The sequence below is a fragment of the Kitasatospora sp. NPDC034533 genome (assembly GCF_055575155.1).
On record NZ_JBVITE010000030.1, the window covers coordinates 58,441 to 79,498 of the forward strand.

Annotated in this window: 22 protein-coding genes; 14 read left to right on the forward strand and 8 right to left on the reverse strand. The window is 74.4% G+C overall.

The features are described 5' to 3' along the window. Nucleotides 1-112 precede the first annotated feature (112 nt). From ACZ55U_RS21340 to ACZ55U_RS21350, 3 genes are all read left to right on the forward strand, one after another. The gene (locus ACZ55U_RS21340; RefSeq protein ID WP_465527781.1) at nucleotides 113-769 is read left to right on the forward strand and encodes a TetR/AcrR family transcriptional regulator; all 657 of its coding nucleotides are present in this window, start codon (nucleotides 113-115) and stop codon (nucleotides 767-769) included. A gap of 158 nt (nucleotides 770-927) precedes the next feature. Further along, nucleotides 928-1,155, forward strand: coding sequence for a DUF3107 domain-containing protein (locus ACZ55U_RS21345; protein ID WP_465527783.1), 228 nt, complete (start codon nucleotides 928-930; stop codon nucleotides 1,153-1,155). A gap of 136 nt (nucleotides 1,156-1,291) precedes the next feature. Next, a complete protein-coding gene (locus ACZ55U_RS21350) occupies nucleotides 1,292-1,615 on the forward strand; it encodes a hypothetical protein (RefSeq protein ID WP_465527785.1) in 324 nt (107 codons plus the stop codon). 21 nt (nucleotides 1,616-1,636) lie between these two features. On the opposite strand, the gene ACZ55U_RS21355 is transcribed toward ACZ55U_RS21350, so the two are convergent. Beyond that, nucleotides 1,637-2,365 carry a ferritin-like fold-containing protein gene (locus ACZ55U_RS21355; RefSeq protein WP_465527787.1) on the reverse strand — a complete coding sequence of 243 codons (729 nt, stop codon included), beginning with the start codon at nucleotides 2,363-2,365 and terminating at the stop codon, nucleotides 1,637-1,639. A gap of 690 nt (nucleotides 2,366-3,055) precedes the next feature. Here ACZ55U_RS21355 and ACZ55U_RS21360 point away from each other — a divergent pair. From ACZ55U_RS21360 to ACZ55U_RS21380, 5 genes are all read left to right on the forward strand, one after another. Further along, entirely contained in the window at nucleotides 3,056-5,104 is a 2,049-nt protein-coding gene (locus tag ACZ55U_RS21360) for a DEAD/DEAH box helicase (protein ID WP_465527849.1), read from the forward strand. Nucleotides 5,105-5,827: 723 nt separating this feature from the next. Further along, a complete protein-coding gene (locus tag ACZ55U_RS21365; protein WP_465527789.1) occupies nucleotides 5,828-6,703 on the forward strand; it encodes an alpha/beta fold hydrolase in 876 nt (291 codons plus the stop codon). A gap of 410 nt (nucleotides 6,704-7,113) precedes the next feature. After that, nucleotides 7,114-7,263: a hypothetical protein gene (locus ACZ55U_RS21370; protein ID WP_465527861.1), complete on the forward strand. Its 150-nt coding sequence runs from the start codon at nucleotides 7,114-7,116 to the stop codon at nucleotides 7,261-7,263. Between the two features lie 308 nt (nucleotides 7,264-7,571). Continuing rightward, nucleotides 7,572-8,210, forward strand: coding sequence for a DUF6758 family protein (locus tag ACZ55U_RS21375; protein ID WP_465527791.1), 639 nt, complete (start codon nucleotides 7,572-7,574; stop codon nucleotides 8,208-8,210). 45 nt (nucleotides 8,211-8,255) lie between these two features. After that, nucleotides 8,256-9,116, forward strand: a complete 861-nt coding sequence (locus ACZ55U_RS21380) for a PHP domain-containing protein (protein ID WP_465527793.1) — start codon at nucleotides 8,256-8,258, stop codon at nucleotides 9,114-9,116. A gap of 118 nt (nucleotides 9,117-9,234) precedes the next feature. Here ACZ55U_RS21380 and ACZ55U_RS21385 read toward each other — a convergent pair whose 3' ends face one another. Beyond that, the gene (locus tag ACZ55U_RS21385) at nucleotides 9,235-9,876 is read right to left on the reverse strand and encodes a suppressor of fused domain protein (protein ID WP_465527795.1); all 642 of its coding nucleotides are present in this window, start codon (nucleotides 9,874-9,876) and stop codon (nucleotides 9,235-9,237) included. A 451-nt stretch (nucleotides 9,877-10,327) separates the two neighbouring features. On the opposite strand from ACZ55U_RS21385, the gene ACZ55U_RS21390 reads away from it, so the two are divergent. Further along, nucleotides 10,328-11,449 carry a magnesium and cobalt transport protein CorA gene (locus ACZ55U_RS21390; protein WP_465527797.1) on the forward strand — a complete coding sequence of 374 codons (1,122 nt, stop codon included), beginning with the start codon at nucleotides 10,328-10,330 and terminating at the stop codon, nucleotides 11,447-11,449. A gap of 7 nt (nucleotides 11,450-11,456) precedes the next feature. Here the strand turns inward: ACZ55U_RS21390 and ACZ55U_RS21395 are convergent, their stop codons facing one another. Then, nucleotides 11,457-12,395 carry a DMT family transporter gene (locus ACZ55U_RS21395; RefSeq protein WP_465527799.1) on the reverse strand — a complete coding sequence of 313 codons (939 nt, stop codon included), beginning with the start codon at nucleotides 12,393-12,395 and terminating at the stop codon, nucleotides 11,457-11,459. A 137-nt stretch (nucleotides 12,396-12,532) separates the two neighbouring features. On the opposite strand from ACZ55U_RS21395, the gene ACZ55U_RS21400 reads away from it, so the two are divergent. The 4 genes from ACZ55U_RS21400 (at nucleotide 12,533) to ACZ55U_RS21415 (ending at nucleotide 16,363) form a co-directional block, all read left to right on the forward strand. Next, nucleotides 12,533-13,072 (forward strand): hypothetical protein, encoded by a 540-nt coding sequence (locus tag ACZ55U_RS21400; protein WP_465527801.1) that lies wholly within the window; start codon nucleotides 12,533-12,535, stop codon nucleotides 13,070-13,072. A 150-nt stretch (nucleotides 13,073-13,222) separates the two neighbouring features. After that, nucleotides 13,223-14,521 carry a magnesium transporter MgtE N-terminal domain-containing protein gene (locus ACZ55U_RS21405; protein ID WP_465527803.1) on the forward strand — a complete coding sequence of 433 codons (1,299 nt, stop codon included), beginning with the start codon at nucleotides 13,223-13,225 and terminating at the stop codon, nucleotides 14,519-14,521. Further along, nucleotides 14,511-15,146 carry a DUF1003 domain-containing protein gene (locus tag ACZ55U_RS21410; RefSeq protein WP_465527805.1) on the forward strand — a complete coding sequence of 212 codons (636 nt, stop codon included), beginning with the start codon at nucleotides 14,511-14,513 and terminating at the stop codon, nucleotides 15,144-15,146. The genes ACZ55U_RS21405 and ACZ55U_RS21410 overlap by 11 nt, the downstream gene beginning before the upstream one ends. Before the next feature lie 56 nt (nucleotides 15,147-15,202). Beyond that, nucleotides 15,203-16,363, forward strand: coding sequence for an Mrp/NBP35 family ATP-binding protein (locus ACZ55U_RS21415; RefSeq protein WP_465527807.1), 1,161 nt, complete (start codon nucleotides 15,203-15,205; stop codon nucleotides 16,361-16,363). Nucleotides 16,364-16,423: 60 nt separating this feature from the next. Here ACZ55U_RS21415 and ACZ55U_RS21420 read toward each other — a convergent pair whose 3' ends face one another. The 4 genes from ACZ55U_RS21420 to sigE all read right to left on the reverse strand — a co-directional run bounded on the left by ACZ55U_RS21420 (nucleotide 16,424) and on the right by sigE (nucleotide 19,630). After that, a complete protein-coding gene (locus ACZ55U_RS21420) occupies nucleotides 16,424-17,092 on the reverse strand; it encodes a hypothetical protein (RefSeq protein ID WP_465527809.1) in 669 nt (222 codons plus the stop codon). Nucleotides 17,093-17,314: 222 nt separating this feature from the next. Beyond that, on the reverse strand, nucleotides 17,315-17,749 hold the full coding sequence (locus ACZ55U_RS21425) for a sec-independent translocase (protein WP_465527811.1): 435 nt from the start codon (nucleotides 17,747-17,749) through the stop codon (nucleotides 17,315-17,317). 148 nt (nucleotides 17,750-17,897) lie between these two features. Continuing rightward, entirely contained in the window at nucleotides 17,898-18,908 is a 1,011-nt protein-coding gene (locus ACZ55U_RS21430) for an anti-sigma factor family protein (protein WP_465527813.1), read from the reverse strand. Further along, the gene (gene sigE / locus ACZ55U_RS21435) at nucleotides 18,905-19,630 is read right to left on the reverse strand and encodes an RNA polymerase sigma factor SigE (RefSeq protein ID WP_465527851.1); all 726 of its coding nucleotides are present in this window, start codon (nucleotides 19,628-19,630) and stop codon (nucleotides 18,905-18,907) included. The genes ACZ55U_RS21430 and sigE overlap by 4 nt, the downstream gene beginning before the upstream one ends. A 288-nt stretch (nucleotides 19,631-19,918) precedes the next feature. Between sigE and ACZ55U_RS21440 the strand changes: the two genes are divergently transcribed. After that, nucleotides 19,919-20,551 carry an O-methyltransferase gene (locus tag ACZ55U_RS21440; RefSeq protein WP_188296514.1) on the forward strand — a complete coding sequence of 211 codons (633 nt, stop codon included), beginning with the start codon at nucleotides 19,919-19,921 and terminating at the stop codon, nucleotides 20,549-20,551. Nucleotides 20,552-20,658: 107 nt separating this feature from the next. On the opposite strand, the gene ACZ55U_RS21445 is transcribed toward ACZ55U_RS21440, so the two are convergent. After that, nucleotides 20,659-20,826: a DUF3117 domain-containing protein gene (locus ACZ55U_RS21445; protein ID WP_014137929.1), complete on the reverse strand. Its 168-nt coding sequence runs from the start codon at nucleotides 20,824-20,826 to the stop codon at nucleotides 20,659-20,661. Nucleotides 20,827-21,058: the final 232 nt, after the last annotated feature.

Below are 21,058 nucleotides of genomic sequence, written 5' to 3' on the forward strand. Positions count from 1 at the left end.
TGACAACCAGGACGATCGTCTTTTCTCGCCTCCGCCGAACGCGGTCACGGTTACCGAAAAGTAGAATCGGCCATCTTGCCAGCCCCGAACAGACCCCGAAGTGAGGAGCGCCGTGACGGCCATCCAGGAGGCGCAGGAGCGCCCGCGCGGTGCCCGCCTGCCGCGAAGCGCCCGCCGTGAACAACTGCTCGGTGCCGCCCAGGAGGTGTTCGTCGCCCAGGGCTACCACGCGGCCGCCATGGACGACATCGCCGACCGCGCCGGGGTCAGCAAGCCGGTGCTCTACCAGCACTTCCCCGGGAAGCTGGAGCTGTACCTGGCCCTGCTGGACAAGCACTGCGACGCCCTGGTCGACTCGACCCGCGAGGCGCTGTCGGCGACCACCGACAACAAGCAGCGCGTGGCCAACACCATGGAGGCGTACTTCAACTACGTCTCCAGCGAGTCCGGCGCCTTCCGGCTGGTCTTCGAGTCGGACCTGACCAACGAGCCGGCCGTGCGCGAGCGGGTCGAGCGGGCCTCCGAGGCGAGCGCGACGCTGGTGAGCAAGGTGATCCAGGAGGACACCGACCTGCCCGAGGCGGAGTCCAAGCTGCTCGCCGCCGGGGTCTGCGGCCTGGCCCAGATCACCGCCCGGTACTGGCTCTCGCAGGGCCTGGAGATCCCGCGCGACGAGGCGATCCGGCTGGTCGCCAGCCTGTCCTGGCGCGGCCTGAAGGGCTTCCCGATGCACCCGGGCGAGCAGTCCGGCGAGGGCGCCGCCCAGTAGGACCGGCCCACCGGCCACCGGGGCCGATCAGCCGACCTTCGCCGGGCCGGTGATCCGGTGCTCTATGGTGAAGCCGTACGGCGCGGTCGCCGCGAACGCTTGTCCCAGGCGGTCCGGTGCCCGTGCGTGGAGGCTGCAACCCCGGAGGGACGGAAGCCGTGGAGGTCAAGATCGGCGTGCAGAACGCGCCGCGCGAGATCGTGATCGAGAGCTCGCAGACTGCCGATGAGATCCAGAGCGCGGTCACCAAGGCGCTGGAGGGCTCGGAGAAGATCTTCGCGCTGTCCGACGAGCACGGCCGCCGCATCATCGTCCCGGCCGAGCGCCTGGCGTACGTGGAGATCGGCGAGCAGGCCGCCCGCAAGGTCGGCTTCGGCACCCTCTGAGGCGCCGCGCGAGATCGTTCCGGTGCCCCGTTCCCGCGAGGGAGCGGGGCACCGTCGCGTGTACGGCCGGGTGGGGCGGGGTACGGCGACAGTTGTGACGCCGGTGTCGCACGCCCGTTCCCCCCGGGAGGCAGCCTTGCTGGTCGAGTGGATCGCCTTCGCCCTGGTCGGCCTGGCCACGGGCGCCGCCGCCCTGCTGGCCCTGCCCGCGTACTACCGGGCCGCCCGGCGGATGACGCTGGGCACCGCGCTGGCGGCGGCGCTGCTCGGCGGGCTGGTCGCGCACTTCAGCCTGGACGGGCGCTACCCGGCGGCGTCCGTCGCGGCCGCGGCGGTGGCCTCGGGCGTGCTCACCTCGCTGCTGGCCCGGCCGGACCTCGCCGCCGGGCGCGCCCCGGCGCACCGGCACCACCCGCACCGGGGCGGCGCCCACCGCGCGCGGCGGCACCGGCCGGTGTGAGGGCGGGCGCGGGGGCTCCGGTCAGGAGGCCAGGCCGAGGGCGGCCATCCGCTTGGTGTGCGCCTCGGTGATCCGGTTGAACATCTTGCCGACCTCGACCAGGTCGAAGCCCTGCACCTGGACGCCGCCGACCAGCAGGTTCGACAGCGCGTCGCGCTCGGCGACCACCCGCTGGGCCTGGCTGAGCGCCTCGCCCATCAGGCGCCGCCCCCACAGGGCGAGCCGCCCGCCGGCCCGCGGGTCGGCCTCGATGGCCTGGCGGACCTTGTCGACGGCGAACTGGGCGTGGCCGGTGTCGGACATGACGCTCAGCACCAGGTCGCGGGTGTCGTCGTCCAGCCGGACGGCCACCTCGCGGTAGAAGTCGGTGGCGATGGCGTCGCCGACGTAGGCCTTGACCAGGCCCTCCAGCCAGTCGGAGGGCGCCGTCATCCGGTGGAACAGCTCCAACGGCTCGACGAACGGGCGCATCGCCTCCTGCGGGTCCGCGCCGATCTCGGCCAGCCGGTCGTGCAGGCGCTGGTAGTGCTGGAACTCGGCGGAGGCCATCCGGGCCAGGGCCGCCTTGTCGGCGAGGTCGGGCGCCAGCTTGGCGTCCTCGGCGAGCCGCTCGAAGGCGCTCAGCTCGCCGTACGCGAGCGCGCCGAGCAGGTCCAGCACGGCCGCCCGGTAGCCGGGTTCGGCCGAGCACGCGGCCCAGTCCCCGATCGAGCCGGCCGCCGTTTCCTGCGTCTCACCATGGGTCTCCATGACCCGCCACCTTAGTCCCGCCCGGCCCGCCCGGCCGTCACCGGGCACGCGCGGTGACCGGCCGGAACGACCGGCCCGGCGGCAGTTGCCGGGGGCAATGTCAGACGCGTCACGTGTTCGAGTCGTCGCCTGACTGTATGGTGGTACGGAGCCCCGTCGTGTTCGCACGGTGTCACCGCCGTCTCGGTAACCCGCGCGAGCCCGCTCCGGAGCGGGCCGTCCCATCGGACGTGTCCGCACGGAGGACGGTACTCACGTACGCGGATGCCCGGTCGGAGAGCCGATCGGCTCCGACCATGGCTTGGACTTCAAGCCTTGGCACCGCATCAGTGGCCGAGCGAGGGCCGCCGAGACCACGCCCCGAGGCGGAGGTCCCGCGCAGGTCCCTCACGGGAACCTTCCCCGACGCCGCCGGCGACGCGCCCCGCACCGGGGCAGCGCGCACCGGCCGGCCGCAGGGACCGGCGCGGTTGTGCGTTCGCGCAGCTGTATCAGGGCCACCCAGGCCCGTACGCAGCCGTGCGGCTGCCCGCCCGCCGCTCGCTCTCGGCCCCTCCACACGGAAGAGGCAGCACCCTGTCCACCACCGCTGAACCCGTCAAGACGACCTTCCGGGACCTGGGAATCCTCCCGGAGACCGCCGAGGCCCTGGAGGCCGTCGGCATCGTCCACCCCTTCCCCATCCAGGAGATGACCCTCCCGGTCGCGCTGACCGGCCACGACGTCATCGGCCAGGCCAAGACCGGCACCGGCAAGACCCTCGGCTTCGGCCTCCCGCTGATCGAGCGGGTCGTCGTGCGCGCCGACGTGGACGCCGGCCGGGCCGCCGAGGAGCAGCTCTCCGACTTCCCGCAGGCGCTGATCGTCGTCCCGACCCGCGAGCTGTGCACCCAGGTCACCAACGACCTCCAGACCGCCGGCAAGGTGCGCGACGTGCGCGTCCTCGCCGTCTACGGCGGCCGGGCGTACGAGCCGCAGGTGGAGGCGCTCACCAAGGGCGTCGACATCGTGGTCGGCACCCCGGGCCGGCTGCTCGACCTGGCCGGGCAGAAGAAGCTGAACCTGTCCAAGGTCCGCGCGCTGGTCCTGGACGAGGCCGACGAGATGCTCGACCTGGGCTTCCTGCCCGACGTCGAGAAGATCATCACCATGCTGCCGGCCAAGCGGCAGACCCTGCTGTTCTCGGCCACCATGCCGGGCCAGGTGATCAGCCTCGCCCGCCGGTACATGAGCCAGCCGACCCACATCCGGGCCACCGCCCCGGACGACACCGGCACGACCGTCGCCAACATCGAGCAGCACATCTTCCGTGCGCACTCGCTGGACAAGGTCGAGATGGTCTCGCGCATCCTCCAGGCCGAGGGCCGCGGGCTGGCGATGATCTTCTGCCGCACCAAGCGCACCGCCGCCGACGTCTCCGACCAGCTGACCCAGCGCGGCTTCGCGGCCGGCGCGGTCCACGGCGACCTCGGCCAGGGCGCCCGCGAGCAGGCGCTGCGGGCCTTCCGCAACGGCAAGGTCGACGTGCTGGTCTGCACCGACGTGGCGGCCCGCGGCATCGACGTCGAGGGCGTCACCCACGTCATCAACTACCAGTGCCCCGAGGACGAGAAGACCTACCTGCACCGGATCGGCCGCACCGGCCGCGCCGGCGCCTCCGGCACCGCCGTCACCCTGGTCGACTGGGACGACATCCCGCGCTGGCAGCTGATCAACAAGGCGCTGGACCTGTCGTTCAACGACCCGGAGGAGACCTACTCCACCTCGCCGCACCTGTACGAGCTGCTGAAGATCGCGCCGGGCACCAAGGGTGTCCTGCCGCGCTCGGAGCGCACCCGTGCCGGGCTCAGCGCGGAGGCGGTCGAGGACCTCGGCGAGACCGGCGGGCGCGGTGCCCGTTCGGCCCGCGGCGGTCGCGGTGGCCGGGACGGGCGCGGCGGGCGGGACGGCTCCGGCCGTCCGGGCGGCGCCGCGGTCGAGACCGAGGAGCAGAAGCCGCGCCGCACCCGTGAGCGCCGCCGCACCCGTCGGGGCTCGGCGGTCGAGGGCGGCGAGGCCGCTGCCGTCGTGACCGAGGCCGCCGTGGTGGCCCCGGCCGTCGAGGGCACCGAGGGCGAGGCCGCGCCGCGCCGTCGTCGCCGCCGCTCGCGCGGTGGGGCCGGGCTGGGCGAGGCCGCGGTGGCGGTGGAGGCGGCTCCGGTCGCCGAGGCCGTCGTGAGCGAGGCTGTCGTGGCCGAGCCCGTCACGGTCGAAGCGGTCGTCGAAGCGGTCGTCGAGGCTCCGGCCCCGGCGAAGAAGACCACCCGGGCCCGCAAGCCCAAGGCGGAGGCCGTCGAAGCCGCTGCCGAGGCGATCACCGAGGCCGCTGCCGAGGCTCCGGCCCCGGCGAAGAAGACCACCCGGGCCCGCAAGCCCAAGGCGGAGGCCGTCGAAGCCGCCGTCGAGACGGCCACCGAGGCTCCGGCCCCGGCCAAGAAGGCCACCCGGGCCCGCAAGCCCAAGGCGGAGGCCACCGAAGCCGCCGTCGAGACGGCCACCGAGGCCGCTGCCGAGGCTCCGGCCCCGGCAGCGGCCAAGAAGGCCACCCGGGCCCGCAAGCCCAAGGCCGTCGCCGAGACCGCCCCGCAGGCCCCGGCCGCCGAGGCCGCCGTCGAGACGGCCGCCGAGGCTCCGGCCCCGCGCAAGCGCACCCGGACCCGCAAGGCCGCCGCGCCCGCGGAGGCCACCCCGGAGAGCTGACACCCCGCGTCTCCCCCGAGGGGGCGGACCAGGCCACTACGGCCCGGCCCGCCCCCTCGGGCGTTCTCCCGGCCCCGCGCCCCGCCGAACCCCCGCCACACGCCCGGCTCCACCCACCGCCCGGCCCGGCCCACCCTTCCGGCGTTCTCCCAGCCCCGGCCCCTCTACCGAGGGGCACAACCGGGCCGCCACGTGCACGGCGCCCCGCCGAACCATCACGCCGCGCGCCGCCACCCAGCCGCATCCACGGCCCAGCCCACTGCGCGGCGAACGACGCCCCCAGCGCACCGCGCCCTACGGGCACCACCACGCCACACACCACCACCCCACCCGCGCCCGAGGCCGCCCCTCGGCGAACGACACCCCACCGCCCACCCACCCGGGCCCACGGGCCCAAGCCCCAGCCCGCTGCACGGCGAACGCCCCCCAGCGCACCGCGCCCCACCGGCGCCACCACGCCACACACCACCACCCCACCCGCGCCCGAGGCCGCCCCTCGGCGAACGACACCCCACCGCCCACCCACCCGGGCCCACGGGCCCGAGCCCCCGTTCGCTGCGCGGCGAACGACGCCCCCAGCGCACCGCGCCCCACGGGCACCACCGCGCCACACACCACCACCCCACCCGCCCCCCACAAGCCCGGCCCGTCCCCTCGGGCGTTCCACGCCCTAAGCTCGGGGCCACCGGGCCTTCGCCGGTTGGAGAGCAGGGAGAGCAGCCCATGAGCAAGCCGCCGTTTCTGACCCTGCCCGCCTGCGCGCGCGCCGAGCGGCTGGTGACCGCGCGCGGCGAGTTCGCCGCGCTGCGGGCGGAGCCGGACGGGCCGGTGCGCGGTTCGGCGCTGCTGGTGCCGGGCTTCACCGGCAGCAAGGAGGACTTCGTCGCGCTGCTGGAGCCGCTGGCCGCCGCCGGGTACCGGGTGACGGCCGTGGACCAGCGCGGGCAGTACGAGAGCGGCGGCCCGGACGACCCCGCGGCGTACGGCGTCGAGGCGCTCGGCGCGGACGTCCGGGCGCTCACCGACGCGCTGGCGGCCGAGGGCGGGCCGCTGCACCTGCTGGGGCACTCCTTCGGCGGCCACGTGGTGCGCGAGGCGGTGCTCGCCGCGGCCGCCGAGGGCCCGCTGCCCTGGCGGTCGCTGACCCTGATGTCCAGCGGCCCGGGCGCGATCGACCCGGCCGAGGCGGCCCGCACCAAGCTGCTGCTGGACGCGCTGGGGGTGATGGACCTGGAGCAGATCTGGCAGGTCATGCGGCAGCTGGAGGCGGAGAGCGGGCAGCCGGCGCCGGCCCAGGATCCGGCCGTCGCGGAGTTCCTGCACCACCGCTGGCTGGCCAACGTGCCGCGGTCGCTGTCCGTCACCGGCGGTCACCTGGTGGCCGCGCCGGACCGGGTGTCGGAGCTGGCCGCGGCCACCGCCGGGCTGCCGCTGCTGGTGCTGTCGGGGGTGCGGGACTACGCCTGGCCCGTCCCGGAGCAGACCGCGATGGCCGAGCGCCTGGGCGCCCGCCGGGTGCTGGTGGCCGACGCCGGCCACTCCCCCAACGCCGAGCAGCCGGCCGCGACGGCCGAGGCGCTGGTGGCGTTCTGGGGCTGACCCGCCCGCGCGGGACGGTCCCGCGCCCGTCCCGGTTCCCGCCGCCCTCCAGAAGTGGTCTGTACCACTTCTCCGACTCCGATCGACTTCAACGCGGGACAAAATTCGTTAGTTACGGTAATCTTTGATTCTGTCCGGGAATCATCGCCGGCTTCCACTCCGGCATCGACCATCCGAAACCCGGACGTCACGGACGGGCAACGGCCCGGTAGCACCACCACGTCACCGTGGTTCACGAGGCACTGGACGCACCAGGCAAGCAGGGGGAGCCCTTGCCGCAGCAGACCGCCGCACGCGCGACTACGCACCGCCCGATCCGGCCGCACCGCCGGATCCGCAGAACCGCCGAAGGGCTGATACCGACTCAGCCGCGACCGCCCCGCACGCCGGGGCCAGGAAAGGAGACGCCCATGACGAAGACCATGCGTTTCGAGATCGTCCGCCTCGACGACACCACCGCCGACCCGCTGATCGCCGACGCCGCCACCGTGCGCGAGTTCGTCCAGGCCGCCGCCCGCACCGGCGAGCGCCTGCGCATCCGTCCGTGCCCGACCGTCTGACCCGGCGCGGCGCCTCCGACCGGGAGCCCTCACCCGCCGCCGACGAGCCGGGAGCGTCCGATCCGGACGTTCCGATACCCGACTGACGCCCCGTCACCGCGTTCGACGATGACGGGGCGTCAGTGTGTCCGGGAGCGAAGGCCCGGACGTTTGCCGCCGCCCGGGACGGGACATCCCCCAACGGGAGCCGCCCGCACCGCGCCCGCCCGGCGCCGGAGGGGCCGTCCGCCACCGACAGGTGCCGCCGAGCCCTCCGTACGGGTGATCGTCCTTGACGCGGCGGTCCGGAGGGAGGAGCGTTGTCGGCTATGAGGGGCGAGCCAAGCTGCCCGAGGTGCGCCGGTCGGGTCCGCGCCCCCGGTCTGTTCTCAGACACCTGGCAGTGCGACCGGCACGGAGCGGTGCACCCGATGCAGCCGGTGCTGCCGCCGAGTGTGGAGGCCCTCGGCGTCGCCGTCGCCCGTTCCCAGGTCCCCGTCTGGCTGCCCTGGCCGCTCCCCGTCGGCTGGCTCTACACCGGCATCGCCCACGTCGGCGACGACCTCTCCGGCGCCCGGGCCACCGCCGTCGCCTGCTCCGGGCCGGCGCCGCTCGGCGGCTTCGGCGAACTGGTGCTGGTCGCCGAGGAACTGGGGGTCGGACTCGGCGCCCGCTACGCCGGCCTGCCCGGGCCGGACCCGGGCGACTCCGTCGGCCTCTACAAGCCCGCCGACGCCAAGCTGATGGCCGCCGGGCGGCCCACCCCGATGTTCCACGTCCCGGACGCCCCCGCGGACCGCGCGGTGTTCGTCGGCGAGGCCCGCGGGCTCTGGCTCTGGGCGGTCGCCTGGCCCGAGCAGTCCGCCCTGGTGATGTACGACGAACTGGTGCTGACCGACCTGCGCGAGGCCGGCGCCGAACTGGACCTGCTGCCCTGCGGGGCCCTCTCCCCCCGGCTGCTCGGCTGACGGGCCTATCCTGGGCGGCACCCACGCCACCGAGGAGCCAGATCCGTGCGCATCGACCTGCACGCCCACAGCAACGCCTCCGACGGCACCGACAGCCCGGCCGAGCTGGTCGCGGCGGCCGTCGCCGCCGGCCTCGACGTGGTGGCGCTGACCGACCACGACACCGTGGCCGGTCACGCCGAGGCGGCCCGGGCGGTGCACGCGCTGCCCGCCGGCACCCGGCTGACCGTCGTCCCGGGCGCCGAGCTGTCCTGCGTCGTGGACGGCATCAGCATGCACCTGCTGGCGTACCTGTTCGACCCCGAGGAGCCGGAGTTCGCGCGCGAGCGGGAGCTGGTGCGCACCGACCGCTTCCGGCGCGGGCGGGCGATCGTCGAGCGCTGCCGGGAACTCGGTGCGGAGATCAGCTGGGAGCAGGTGCGGCGGATCGCCGGGGCCGGCTCGGTCGGCCGCCCGCACATCGCCAGCGCGCTGGTCGAGGCGGGCGTGGTGGCCACCGTCTCGGACGCCTTCACCGCCGACTGGCTGGCCAACGGCGGGCGGGCGGACGTCCGCAAGCACGAGACCGACCCCGTCGAGGCGGTCCGGCTGGTCCGGGCGGCCGGCGGGGTGCCGGTGTTCGCCCACCCCGGCGCCGTCAAGCGCGGCCTGACGGTCTCCGACCAGGTGATCGCGGACCTCGCGGCGGCCGGTCTGGCCGCGCTGGAGGTCGACCACACCGACCACGACGAGGAGACCAGGGTGCGGCTGCGCGGCCTGGCCGGCGAACTCGGCCTGCTGGTCACCGGATCCAGCGACTACCACGGCACCCGCAAGACCGTGCGGCTGGGCGAGCACACCACCGATCCGGCGGTGTACGAGGCGCTGCTGGCGCAGGCCACCGGCGCGAAGCCGATCGAGCACTGAGCCGACGCCGGGAAAACCCCGACCAGGGGATCATGAGTCCCTTGGTCGGGGATGAGCCGGCGGGCCGGAGTGCGCGCCCGGCGCTCGGACCGGTTCGCGCGCCGTGCCTGATCGGTCGTCAGTCCAGTCGCACGCCGCGCCGGTCCGGGTCACGCAGGTCGGTGCCCTGGTCCAGCCAGCGCTCCTGGAGCGCGGCCGCGCCGTGGACCCGCTTCCAGCCCGCCTCGTTGGGCGTCATCGGCAGCAGCGGCAGGAAGCGGACCGGGTCGGCCGGGGCGGCCAGTTCGAGGTCCTCGACCAGGCCGCCCGGTTCGGCGGCCAGCACCGAGGTGAAGGGCGCGCCGTCCCAGAGCGGGGAGCCGAGGTCCAGCGAGCCGCCCGGGGCCACCACCAGGCCCTCGACCTGCGGGGTGGCGGCGAAGGTGGCCAGGGTGCGCAGCACGCTGTCGCGCCCGCCGCGGACGGTCAGCACCAGTTCGGCGCGCGGGCCGCGCAGCTGGTCGGCGACCGGCGAGGTCGGGTCGGCCATCGGCGCGGCGGACATGCCGAGCGTCGCGTACCGCACCAGGCCCTCGGCGTCCGGGCCGAAGCGCAGCACCTCGATCCGGTCCGCGCCGAGGAAGGTGACGGCGGCGCGGCCGCCCGGTTCGCCGAAGGTGGCGATCAGCCGGGCCTCGACGGCGGCCAGCACCGCCTCCCGGCCGAGCTCGGGGGAACTGCCGCCGTGGGGATCGCCGAAGGGCGGGAAGTCGTGCGCCATGCCGGTGAGCGTAACCCCCGGGGCCCGTGGGGCCGCGTGCGGGCGGGCCCGGAGGCGGTCGAAGGCCCGGCTGCGCCAGGGGCCCGTAAAGCCTTCGGAAACCCTCGGGAACTCCTCGGGTTCGATGGCCGGTCAGATGTTAGGGTGAGCGACTGGCCACCGGAACCGCTTCGTTCCGGGGCGGCGGCGTGAAGGAGGTGGTTGCGGTGGATACCGGCCGACCATGCAGTACCGGCAGCTCTGCCCGGCCCCGACCTCCCCGTACCCCTCGCCCCGCAGGCCAAACCGGCTGAATCAGCCGCGGTAGCCCCGGGCGCGGACGCACGGCGAACGGCCGGCCGGGAGAGCACATCCATCCCCCGTTTCACCGGTGTTCTCCGCCGTCGTACCGCGGCCGGACGTTCTTCCCTCCGTGCCGCCGCGCGACGGCTCCTGCCTCTGGGAGCCTGCCATGTCGATGATCAACAGCCTGCGCGCCGCCGTCCGCACCAACCGCCGCCGTGGCGCGGCCGGGGTCTACGACGCCCTGCCCGAGGGTGCCACCTCGGCGGTCGTGGACTGCGCGGTCTACCAGCACGGCAGGCGCAGGGGCGAGACGTGCAGCCCGCGCGAGGCCGCCCACCGGGTCAAGGCCGCCCACCAACTCCCCGAGGGGGAGGGCTCGTTCAGCTGGATCGGGCTGCACGAGCCGACCGAGGCCGAGTTCGAGGGGATCGCCCAGCGCTTCGGCCTGCACCCGCTCGCGGTCGAGGACGCGGTGCACGCGCACCAGCGGCCGAAGGTCGAGCGCTACGACGACGTGCTGTTCGCCGTCTTCAAGACCATCCGCTACGTCGAGCACGACCAACTCACGCCCACCAGCGAGGTGGTGGAGACCGGCGAGCTGATGGTCTTCGCCGGGCGGGACTTCGTGATCACCGTCCGGCACGGCGGCCACGGCTCGTTGCAGGAGCTGCGCCACCGGCTGGAGGCCGACGCGGACGAGGCCGGGCTGCTCGCCAAGGGCCCGTCGGCGGTGCTCCACGCGATCGCCGACCACGTGGTGGACAACTACCTGCTGGTCGCCGAGCGGCTCCAGACCGACGTGGACGAGATCGAGTACGGCGTCTTCTCGGCCAAGGGCGGGCGCAGCGCCGACGTCGGCCGGGTCTACCAACTCAAGCGCGAGGTTCTGGAGTTCAAGCGCGCCGTGGCGCCGCTGCTGCGTCCGATGCAGCAGCTGTCCGAGCCGCTCCAGCGGCTGGTCGACCCGGACGTCCAGAAGTACTTCCGGGACGTCGCCGACCACCTGGCCCGGGTCGCCGAGCAGGTGCACGGCTTCGACGAGCTGCTGAACTCGCTCCTCCAGGCGAACCTGGCGCAGGTCTCGGTGGCGCAGAACGAGGACATGCGCAAGATCACCGCCTGGGCGGCGATCTTCGCGGTGCCGACCATGATCACCGGCGTCTACGGCATGAACTTCACGCACATGCCGGAGCTGGACACCGAGTACGGCTACCCGACGGTGCTCGGCGCGATCGTGCTGATCTGCGTTGGGATGTACCGGGGCTTCCGCCGCAACGGCTGGCTGTGACCGCCCGCTACCGGCGTCCGCCGCGGGCGACCAGGACCAGGCCGAGCAGGATCAGCACCACCGCCGGGTACGCGGCGGCCGGGGGCCACTGGCCCAGCCAGAGCGCGGCGATCAGCGTCGCGCCCGGGGTCTCCAGCAGGATCGCGGTGGAGGTGATCGACGGCCCGAGGCTGCGCACCACGCGGTTGCTCAGCGAGTGGCCGAGCAGCTGGGCGGCGACCATCAGCAGCACGATCTGCCACCACACCCCGGCCGGCCACCCGGCCAGCGGCGTCCCGGCGACCAGGCAGATCCCCAGCAGCACGGCCGCCGTGGTGGCGTAGCAGACCAGGGTGTACGCGGTGGTGCTGACGGTCCTGCGGACCTCGGCGCCCAGCAGCACGTACCCGGCCGCGGCCAGGCCCGCGGCGAGCGCGAGCGCGTCGCCGAGCAGCGCGCGCGGCGAGAGCGAGAGGTCCACGCCGGTCAGCACCAGCACCCCGGCGAAGGCGACGACCGTCCCGAGCCAGACCAGCCTCGGCGCCCGGACGCCCATCAGCCGCATCAGCAGGATGGTCCACAGCGGGGTGGTGGTGACCAGGGCGGTGGCGGAGGCCACCGAGGTCATCCGCAGGCTGGGCATCCAGAGCGCGAAGTGCACGGCGAGCAGCGCCCCGGCGGCGACCGCGAGCAGCAGCGCCCGCCGGCCGATCCCGCGCAGCTCGGCGCGGTGGCGCAGCAGCGCGTACGGGCCGAGGACGCCGACCGACATGACGTTGCGCCAGAAGGCGATCGCCAGGGCGGGTGCGGCGGTGGCGCTGATCAGCGGGCCGGAGAGGGAGATGCCGCCGATCGAGACGGCGAGCAGTAGCAGGTCGAGGGTGGGGAGCGGATGTGCCGGACGCGGGTCGGCGGCCGCGGTCGCGGGGGCGGTGGTGGGGGCGGTCGCGGGCCGGGCGGCGGGCACGGCGCTCCTTGCTGGTCGCGGTGGCGGGGTGGCGGTACGGCGGGGCGGTCATACCGTAAGGCCCGTGGCGCGGCAATGGAACTGTCGCCCGGAGGCTGAGACATCCCGTGGACGGCGGAAGCCGTACGCTGTCCGCCATGGACCGTACGCCCGCCGCCGCGACCGCCGACGACTTCCTCGACCAGGCCCTGCTGGAGGAGGCCGCGAAGAAGTCCGGGCTGCTCTGGGTGCGCGCGGACGGGCAGGAGCAGGCCCGGCCGCTGTGGCACGCCTGGCACGACGGCGCGGTCGTGGTGGTCGGCGGGGGCGGCGAGCAGCCGCTGCACGGCCTGGAGCCGGGCACCGGCGCCACCGTGACCGTCCGCAGCAAGGACAAGGGCGGCCGGCTGACCGGCTGGAGCGCCCGGGTGGTCGAGCTGGCCCCGGACAGCGAGGCCTGGCGGGGCGCCGTCGAGGAGCTCAAGGGCAAGCGGCTGAACGCCCCCGACACCGAGGCCATCACCGGCCGCTGGGCCCGGGAGTGCCGGGTGCTGCGGCTGGAGCCGGCCGGTCCGCTCACCGAGCGCCCGGGGGCGATGCCGGACGGCTCGCACGCCGCCCCGCCGATGCCCACCCCGGCCACCACCCGCCTGCCGATCCCGGCCGGTCTGCCCAAACTGCTGTTCAAGCGCCGCTAAAGGCCCTCCAAGCGTTCAGGAAAGAATGCTGCTCAGGACTCCTCCGGCGGCTACCGTGCCTCCCGGCCGAGCCCGCGGCACGCGGGTAGCCTTGGCCACGGGTGCGCCCCCGGCGCGCCCGCTACGGCGTCGAGCGAGTCGAGGGAGTCCATGGCGGGACCAGGCACCCGGGTCTTCATCTCCCATCTGTCCGCCATCGCGGTCTTCGACCCCAACGGCGACCAGGTCGGACGGGTCCGGGACGTGGTCGTGTCGCTGCGGCTCGGCGCCCGCCCGCCGCGCGTGCTCGGCCTGGTGGTCGAGGTGGTCGGCCGGCGCCGGATCTTCCTGCCGATGACCAGGGTGACCAGCCTGGAGTCCGGCCAGGTGCTCACCACCGGCGTGATCAACATGCGCCGCTTCGAGCAGCGCCCGTCCGAGACCCTGGTGCTCGCCGAACTGCTGGACCGCACCGTCACCTGGTCCAAGACCTCCGAGCAGGTCACCGTGCTGGACGTCGGCATGGTGCAGACCCGGCTGCGCGAGTGGGAGATCAGCAAGGTCTTCGTCCAGGTCGGCCGGGCCGGCCGGCTGCGCAAGGGCAAGGGCGAGCGGCTCACCCTGGACTGGCAGGACGTCACCGGCTTCTCGGTGCCCGAACAGGACCAGGGCGCGGCCAACCTGCTCGCCACCTTCGAGCAGCTGCGCCCCGCCGACCTGGCCGGCGTGCTGCACCACCTGTCGGCCAAGCGCCGCGCCGAGGTGGCCGCCGCCCTCGACGACGAGCGGCTGGCCGACGTCCTGGAGGAGCTGCCCGAGGACGACCAGGTCGAGATCATCGGCAAGCTCAAGGAGGAGCGCGCCGCCGACGTCCTGGAGGCGATGGACCCGGACGACGCCGCCGACCTGCTCTCCGAGCTGCCCGGCGAGGAGGCCGAGCGGCTGCTCCAGCTGATGGAGCCCGAGGAGGCCGCGCCGGTGCGCCGCCTGCTGACGTACGAGGAGGACACCGCCGGCGGTCTGATGACCACCGAGCCGATCGTCCTGGAGCCGGACGCGACGGTGGCCGAGGCGCTGGCCCGGGTCCGGGTCAGCGACCACAAGCCCGCCCTGGCCGCGCAGGTCTTCGTCTGCCGCCCGCCGAACGAGACCCCCACCGGCCGCTACCTGGGCACCGTGCACTTCCAGCGGCTGCTGCGCGAGCCCCCGTACGTCCTGGTCGGCTCGCTGGTGGACGACGACCTGGACCCGCTGCCGCCGGACACCCCGCTGTCGCTGATCACCAGCTACCTGGCGACCTACAACCTGGTGGCCGCGCCGGTCGTGGACGAGGCGGACCACCTGCTCGGCGCGGTGACGGTCGACGACGTGCTCGACCACCTGCTGCCGGACGACTGGCGCGACGCCGCGCTGCACGCCCATGACGAGGCCCGTGACGACGAGAGCGAAGGGGTGGCCGGTGGACGGTGACCGCAACGGACGGCCGGACGACTCCGCGCGCCGGCGCCTCCAGGGCGAACTGCGCCAACTGCGTCAGCTGCGCGAGCTGCGCACCCGCGAGGGCGGCCGGGACCGGCGCCCGGAGACCGCGCCGATCACCGGCACCGGCCGCGCCCGGCTCGACCAGCCGCGCACCGCCCGGCCCGGCCTGATCACGCTGCCCTCCTACGACCCGGAGGCCTTCGGCGTCCTGTCCGAACGGATCGCCCGCTTCCTCGGCACCGGGCGGTTCATCGTCTGGATGACGGTGGTGGTCGTCGTCTGGATAGCGTGGAACACCCTGCTGCCGAGCAACGTGCGCTTCGACCAGTACCCGTTCATCTTCCTGACCCTGGCGCTGTCGCTCCAGGCCTCGTACGCGGCCCCGCTGATCCTGCTGGCGCAGAACCGCCAGGACAACCGGGACCGGGTCAACATGGAGCAGGACCGGGCCCGCAGCGACCGCAACATCGCCGACACCGAGTACCTGACCCGCGAGGTCGCGGCCCTGCGGCAGGGGCTCGGCGAGGTCGCCACCCGGGACTTCGTCCGCAGCGAACTCCAGTCCCTGCTCAGGGAGATCGACGAGCGCCGGGAGGCCTCCGGGACGCTGTGACCGGGGGCACCCTACCGACGGGTCACGCGGTTCGCCCGGCGCCGTACCATCAAGGCATGGCCAACGAGACAGAGGTCGCGGCCGGCGTCACGGAGGAGTCCGTACGCCAGGCGCTGGCGACCGTCAACGACCCGGAGATCAACCGCCCGATCACCGAGATCGGCATGGTGAAATCGGTCGAGATCGCCGAGGGCGGCGCGGTGCGCGTCGCGGTCTACCTGACGGTCTCCGGCTGCCCGATGCGCGAGACCATCACGGCCCGGGTGCGCGAGGCGGTCGGGAAGGTCCCCGGCGTGACCGGCGTCGAGGTCGAGCTCGACGTGATGAGCGACGAGCAGCGCAAGGAGCTGTCCCAGCTGCTGCGCGGCGGCGCCCCCGAGCGGGAGATCCCGTTCGCCAAGCCGGGCACGCTGACCCGGGTCTACGCCGTCGCCTCCGGCAAGGGCGGCGTCGGCAAGTCCTCGGTGACCGTCAACCTGGCGGCCGCGATGGCCGCCGACGGCCTGAAGGTCGCCGTGGTCGACGCCGACATCTACGGCCACAGCGTGCCGCGCATGCTGGGCGTCGAGGGCCGGCCGACCCAGGTCCAGGACATGATCATGCCGCCGCAGGCGAACGGCGTGAAGGTCATCTCGATCGGTATGTTCACCCCTGGCAACGCCCCGGTGGTCTGGCGCGGCCCGATGCTGCACCGCGCGCTCCAGCAGTTCCTCGCCGACGTCTACTGGGGCGACCTGGACGTGCTGCTGCTGGACCTGCCGCCGGGCACCGGCGACATCGCGATCTCGGTGGCCCAGCTGGTCCCCAACGCGGAGATCCTTATCGTCACCACCCCGCAGATGGCCGCCGCCGAGGTGGCCGAGCGGGCCGGCACCATCGCGGTGCAGACCCACCAGAAGATCGTCGGCGTGATCGAGAACATGTCCGGCATGCCGTGCCCGCACTGCGACGAGATGATCGACGTCTTCGGCACCGGCGGCGGCCAGACCGTCGCGGACGCGCTGACCCGCACCGTCGGCGCCACCGTCCCGGTGCTCGGCTCCATCCCGATCGACGTGCGGCTGCGCGAGGGCGGCGACGACGGCCGCCCGGTCGTGCTCGCCGCGCCCGACTCCCCGGCCGGTGCGGCGCTGCGCGCGGTGGCCGGCAAGCTCGGCGGCCGCCAGCGCGGGCTGTCCGGGATGTCGCTCGGCCTGACGCCCAAGAACAAGTTCTGAGAAGGCGGTTGACGAGGGGCCGGGTGGTTCGCCACCCGGCCCCTCGTCGTCCCGGCGGCCCTACAGCCGGGTGTAGGAGCCCAGGTCCGGGACGGTGGCGAAGCCGAGGCCGTAGGCGCTGACGCCGCGTCCGTAGGCGCCCAGCAGGACGCCGGGGGCCTCGCCGGCCAGCACCCAGCCGTACTCGGACTCGCGGTAGCGGAAGGGCTGGGGCAGGCCGTTGACCGGCAGGCTGAGGGCGGACCAGCCGGGGCCGGCCAGGTCGTCGGCGAGGTCCCAGGCGAGGCTGCTCTGCTGGTCCAGCCAGTCCTGGCGCAGCGCGCGGTCCAGCTGTCCGGGCCAGGTCGCGGCGAGCAGGCCGGAGCCGGCCAGCCAGGCGGCGGAGGAGGCGGAGGTCGCCTCCAGGGTGCCGGTGTTGTCCGCGCTGCGCCGGCTGTCCCGGCGGGCCACCGTGACGACGACGGCGAACTTCCGCACGTCGCGCGGCTCGTACCGCTGGGCCGGCTCGTCGCCGTGGCCGAGCGAGCCGTAGTCGACGCTGCCCGCGGCGCGGGCCCCGGCGCCGGCCTGCACCAGGAAGCGACGGCCGGTCCAGCCCTCGTCCAGCCCGTACCAGGGGAAGTCGGCGGACAGGTAGGGCACCAGCGGGTCCGCCGGGCCGGCCTGTCCGCCGACCACCGGGCCGCCGGCCGTGGCCGTCGCCCCTCCCGCCTGACTCGTAGCGTCCATCCCCGGGCCTCCTCAAACACACGTTTGCCTGCCGTGGCGCGCTCCCATGGTGGCGTACCGCGCCGTTCCCGGGGGCCGTTCCTGGACCGCGACGGGGCGCGATGTGACGGACGGCTCAGCGGGAACAATCAGCACAATAGCGGCGCGCACGCCACCGCCCCGCTCAGCCGGGTGGCCGGGCGGGGCGGTGGCGCGGCGCCGGGGCGCCGGAGGCGGTGCCGATCAGGTGGCGTCGGGGTCGAACGGGGGCCGCTCGCCGGGCGCCAGCGGGGCTCCGGTGGAGGCGGGCGCCGGGGCGGACTTCTCGAAGCTGACGCTGCCGCTGCGCCCGTTGACCGGCGCCGCGGGCTTGTCGTCGAGCACGGAGCGGATGTCCAGCGAGTCCTTCATGTCCTTGAGGCCCAGCGGGTCGTCCTGGTCGCCCAGGAGCTGCTTGCGGACGAAGGTCTTGGGGTTGAGGTCCTCGAACTCGAAGTCCTTGAACTCCGGGCCCAGCTCGCTGCGGATGTCCTCCTTCGCGTTGTCGGCGAAGGAGCGGATCTTCCGGATGAAGCCCATGGTGTCCTGGATCAGCTTGGGCAGCTTGTCCGGACCGAAGATGATGATCGCCATCACGACCAGGGTCAGGAGCTCCAGCCCACCTACGTCGCTGAACACCTTTGCTCCCTAGCTCGTCGGACGACGGTTCCTATCAGGGTAATGGCCACCGGCGAGTCCCTGGTCCACGCGGGGATGAAGCCGTGGTAAAGACCTGCCGGTGGCCGGGGCGTCCGGAGCGGGACACCGGTGTCCTTCGAGCGCCGCCCTACCGGGCCTGGTGGCGCAGCGCGGCGATGTCCGCGGCGGAGCGGTCCGGGGAGCCGGTCGGGGTCGCCTCGCGGGTCGCGGCGACCGGGTGGCCGACGAAGTCCACCGGGACCTGGGCGGTCATGGGGACGAGACCGCCGCGTCCGGTGCCGGAGCCGGGCGGGCTGACGGTGGTGCCGTGGCGCTCCTCGCCCTGGGTGCTGAGCCCGCCGACGCTGCCGAGCGTCACCGCGGCGACGGAGAAGGCGCCCGCGGCGGCGAACACCAGCCGGCGTCCGCGCGCGGTCGACCGGACGGCCGCCGCGGCCGGCTGGGGCCGGGCGGGGGTGGCGGCGGCCTCCGGGCGGGCGGAGCGCCGGCCCATCAGCGGCCGCAGCACCGCGCCGCGCCCGAAGGCGCGCGGGTCGATCCCGGGGACCGGGGAATCGGCGCCGAGCGCGCCCGCGCCGAAGGAGGCCCCGGCGCCGCGGCCGAAGGAGCCGCCGTCGAGCCGGCTGCCGCCGAGCGTGCCGGTGGCCGCGACCCCGCCGCCGGGCAGGTCGTCGTCGTCATCGCGACGGCCGCGTCCGGTGGGCCGGCCGCCGTCCGCCGGGGCGTCCTCGGGGAGGTTGCCGACGGCCATCAGGCGGGCCATCAGCGAGGAGGACGGGCCGGGGGTGCCGGTGCTGCTCAGCAGGTGCTTGAGGGCGCGGTCCTCGTCGGCCTCGGCGAGGCACTGGGGGCAGGTGGCCAGGTGCGCCTGGACGCGGTCGCGCGAGTCGTGGCCGAGTTCGCCGTCCACGAAGGCGGAGAGGCGCTCGCCGAGGTGGTGCTCCTCGGCGGCGGGTGCGGCGGGGCGTACCGGGAGCGCGCGCAGCGCCGTGTCCGCGGGCAGCGCCACCGCGGCGGGCGGTGCGGGCTCACCGGGGTCGTCACCCCCGCGACGGCCCGGCAGGGCCCAGCCCCGTCGGGTCAGGGACCGGTCGGAGGCGTCCGACCGGTCTGAACCGGACCGGCTGGTTCCGCTCACGATCGCCTCCGTCCGCGCCCACCGGGCGCGACCGCGGCCTCGACCGCGCCGACGCCGACCGGCACCGGCTCCGGCTCCTCCGAGCCGCCGCGGCGCTCACGGCCGGGGGCCGAGCCGGGGGCGCGGTGCTTGAGCGCGGCGCGCAGGTGCGAGCGGCCGCGGTGGATGCGGCTGCGGACGGTGCCGAGCTTGACGCCCAGCGTGGCGGCGATCTCCTCGTACGACAGGCCCTCGATGTCGCAGAGCACCACCGCGGCCCGGAACTCCGGGGCCAGGGTGTCCAGGGCCTGCTGCACGTCGGCGTCGAAGTGGGTGTCGCTGAAGTGCTGGGCCGGGCTGGGCTCGCGGGAGGCGAGCCGCTCGGCCGCGTCCTCGCCGAGCGCGTCGAAGCGGATGCGCTGGCGGCGGCGGACCATGTCCAGGAAGAGGTTGGTGGTGATCCGGTGCAGCCAGCCCTCGAACGTGCCGGGGGTGTAGGTGGACAGCGAGCGGAACACCCGGACGAAGACCTCCTGGGTCAGGTCCTCGGCGTCGTGCTGGTTGCCCGTCAGGCGGTAGGCGAGCCGGTAGACGCGGGCGCTGTGCGCCTCGACGATCTCCTCCCAGGTGGGCGGAGTCCAGGTCTGCGCGTCGGGACCCTCGGAGAAGGTCGCGAGAGCGGGGGCCCCGGTGGCACCGGCGGCCGCGGGCTGGTCCAGGTCGGTGTGCGCAGGCTGGTTCATCACGGGCTTCGGCGTACGGGTCGACGCGGTGCCGCGGGAGTGCCGCCGCACAGGGATGTCGCCCTCGGCCACACCTCCTCGGTCGGCTCTTCTGCCCAGCAGGGCCACCACCATATCCACCTCACCCGTCAAGCCCGGATAAAAGTGCCCGGGCTGCATCTCGCACCCGGTCCGTCCTGACAACGGCCCGCCGCCGTACGCGGTTCCCGGTCGGCCAGTAATCTGTGCCAGGAAATATCGACATCCCTCGGCACCGGGCCGCCGCCCGGGGCTCCGAAAGAGGCAGCCATCAGCGAGTTCGGGCCCGCGCGCGCGGCCCTCGCCGACACCTACGTGGGCGAGGACGCGGTGCTGACCTACGCCCGGGCCCAGTCCGCGCGGACCGGGATACGGGCGATCGGACCGAGCGGCGGGGCCTGTCTGCGGCTGCTGGCGGCCGCGCTGGACGCCAAGGCGGTGGCCGAGATCGGCACCGGCACCGGGGTCTCCGGGGTCTACCTGCTGCGCGGCATGCGGCCGGACGGCGTGCTCACCACGGTCGACTCGGAACCGGTGCGCCAGCAGCTGGCCCGCGAGGCGTACCAGGCGGCCGGGTTCGCGGCCAACCGCTCCCGGTTCATACCGGGCCGGGCGCTGGAGGTGCTGCCCCGGCTCGCCGACGGCCAGTACGACCTGGTGTTCTGCGACGGCGACCCGGCCGAGTCCTGCGAGTACCTGCTGGAGGCGCTGCGGCTGCTGCGGCCCGGCGGGATGGTCTGCTTCGAGGGGGTCTTCCAGGAGGGCCGGCTGGCCGAGCCGGACCTCCAGGACCCGCAGACCGGCGCGGTGCGGGACCTGGTGCGGGACGTGCGGGAGAGCGAGGCCCTGCTGCCGGCGCTGCTGCCGGTCTCGGACGGACTGCTCTGCGCGATCAAGCGCTGACCGGCCGGGACGCGCGGGAGCGCGGAAAACGCGCGGGCCCGGGCCGACATGACGTCGTACCCGGGCCCGGCGGCACATCTCCAGGAGATGGCGAGCACCTGCTGCGGTCAGCCGCAGGCCTTCTTCAGGGCCTCGCCGAGGGCGTCGGCCTCGTCAGGCGTGAGCTCCACCACAAGGCGCCCGCCGCCTTCGAGCGGAACGCGCATGATGATGCCGCGCCCCTCTTTGGTGACTTCGAGCGGGCCGTCACCCGTCCGCGGCTTCATGGCCGCCATGCTCGTTCCCCTTCCTGCAACCGCTCAGCTACGCACCGGCAGTCCGTCCACCGCCGGTATCGAACGCATTGATCGGAAGCCATTATCCCGCATGCCACGGGCTGATGACCAACATCACTCTCGGTGCAACCACGGCCGGACCGCCCCCAACCGCCGCAAACCGCTTCATAAGCCCCGGCGTGGCGGCGGCAAGGACACCACCGGAGGGTGCGATACCTCACACTCCCCAGGC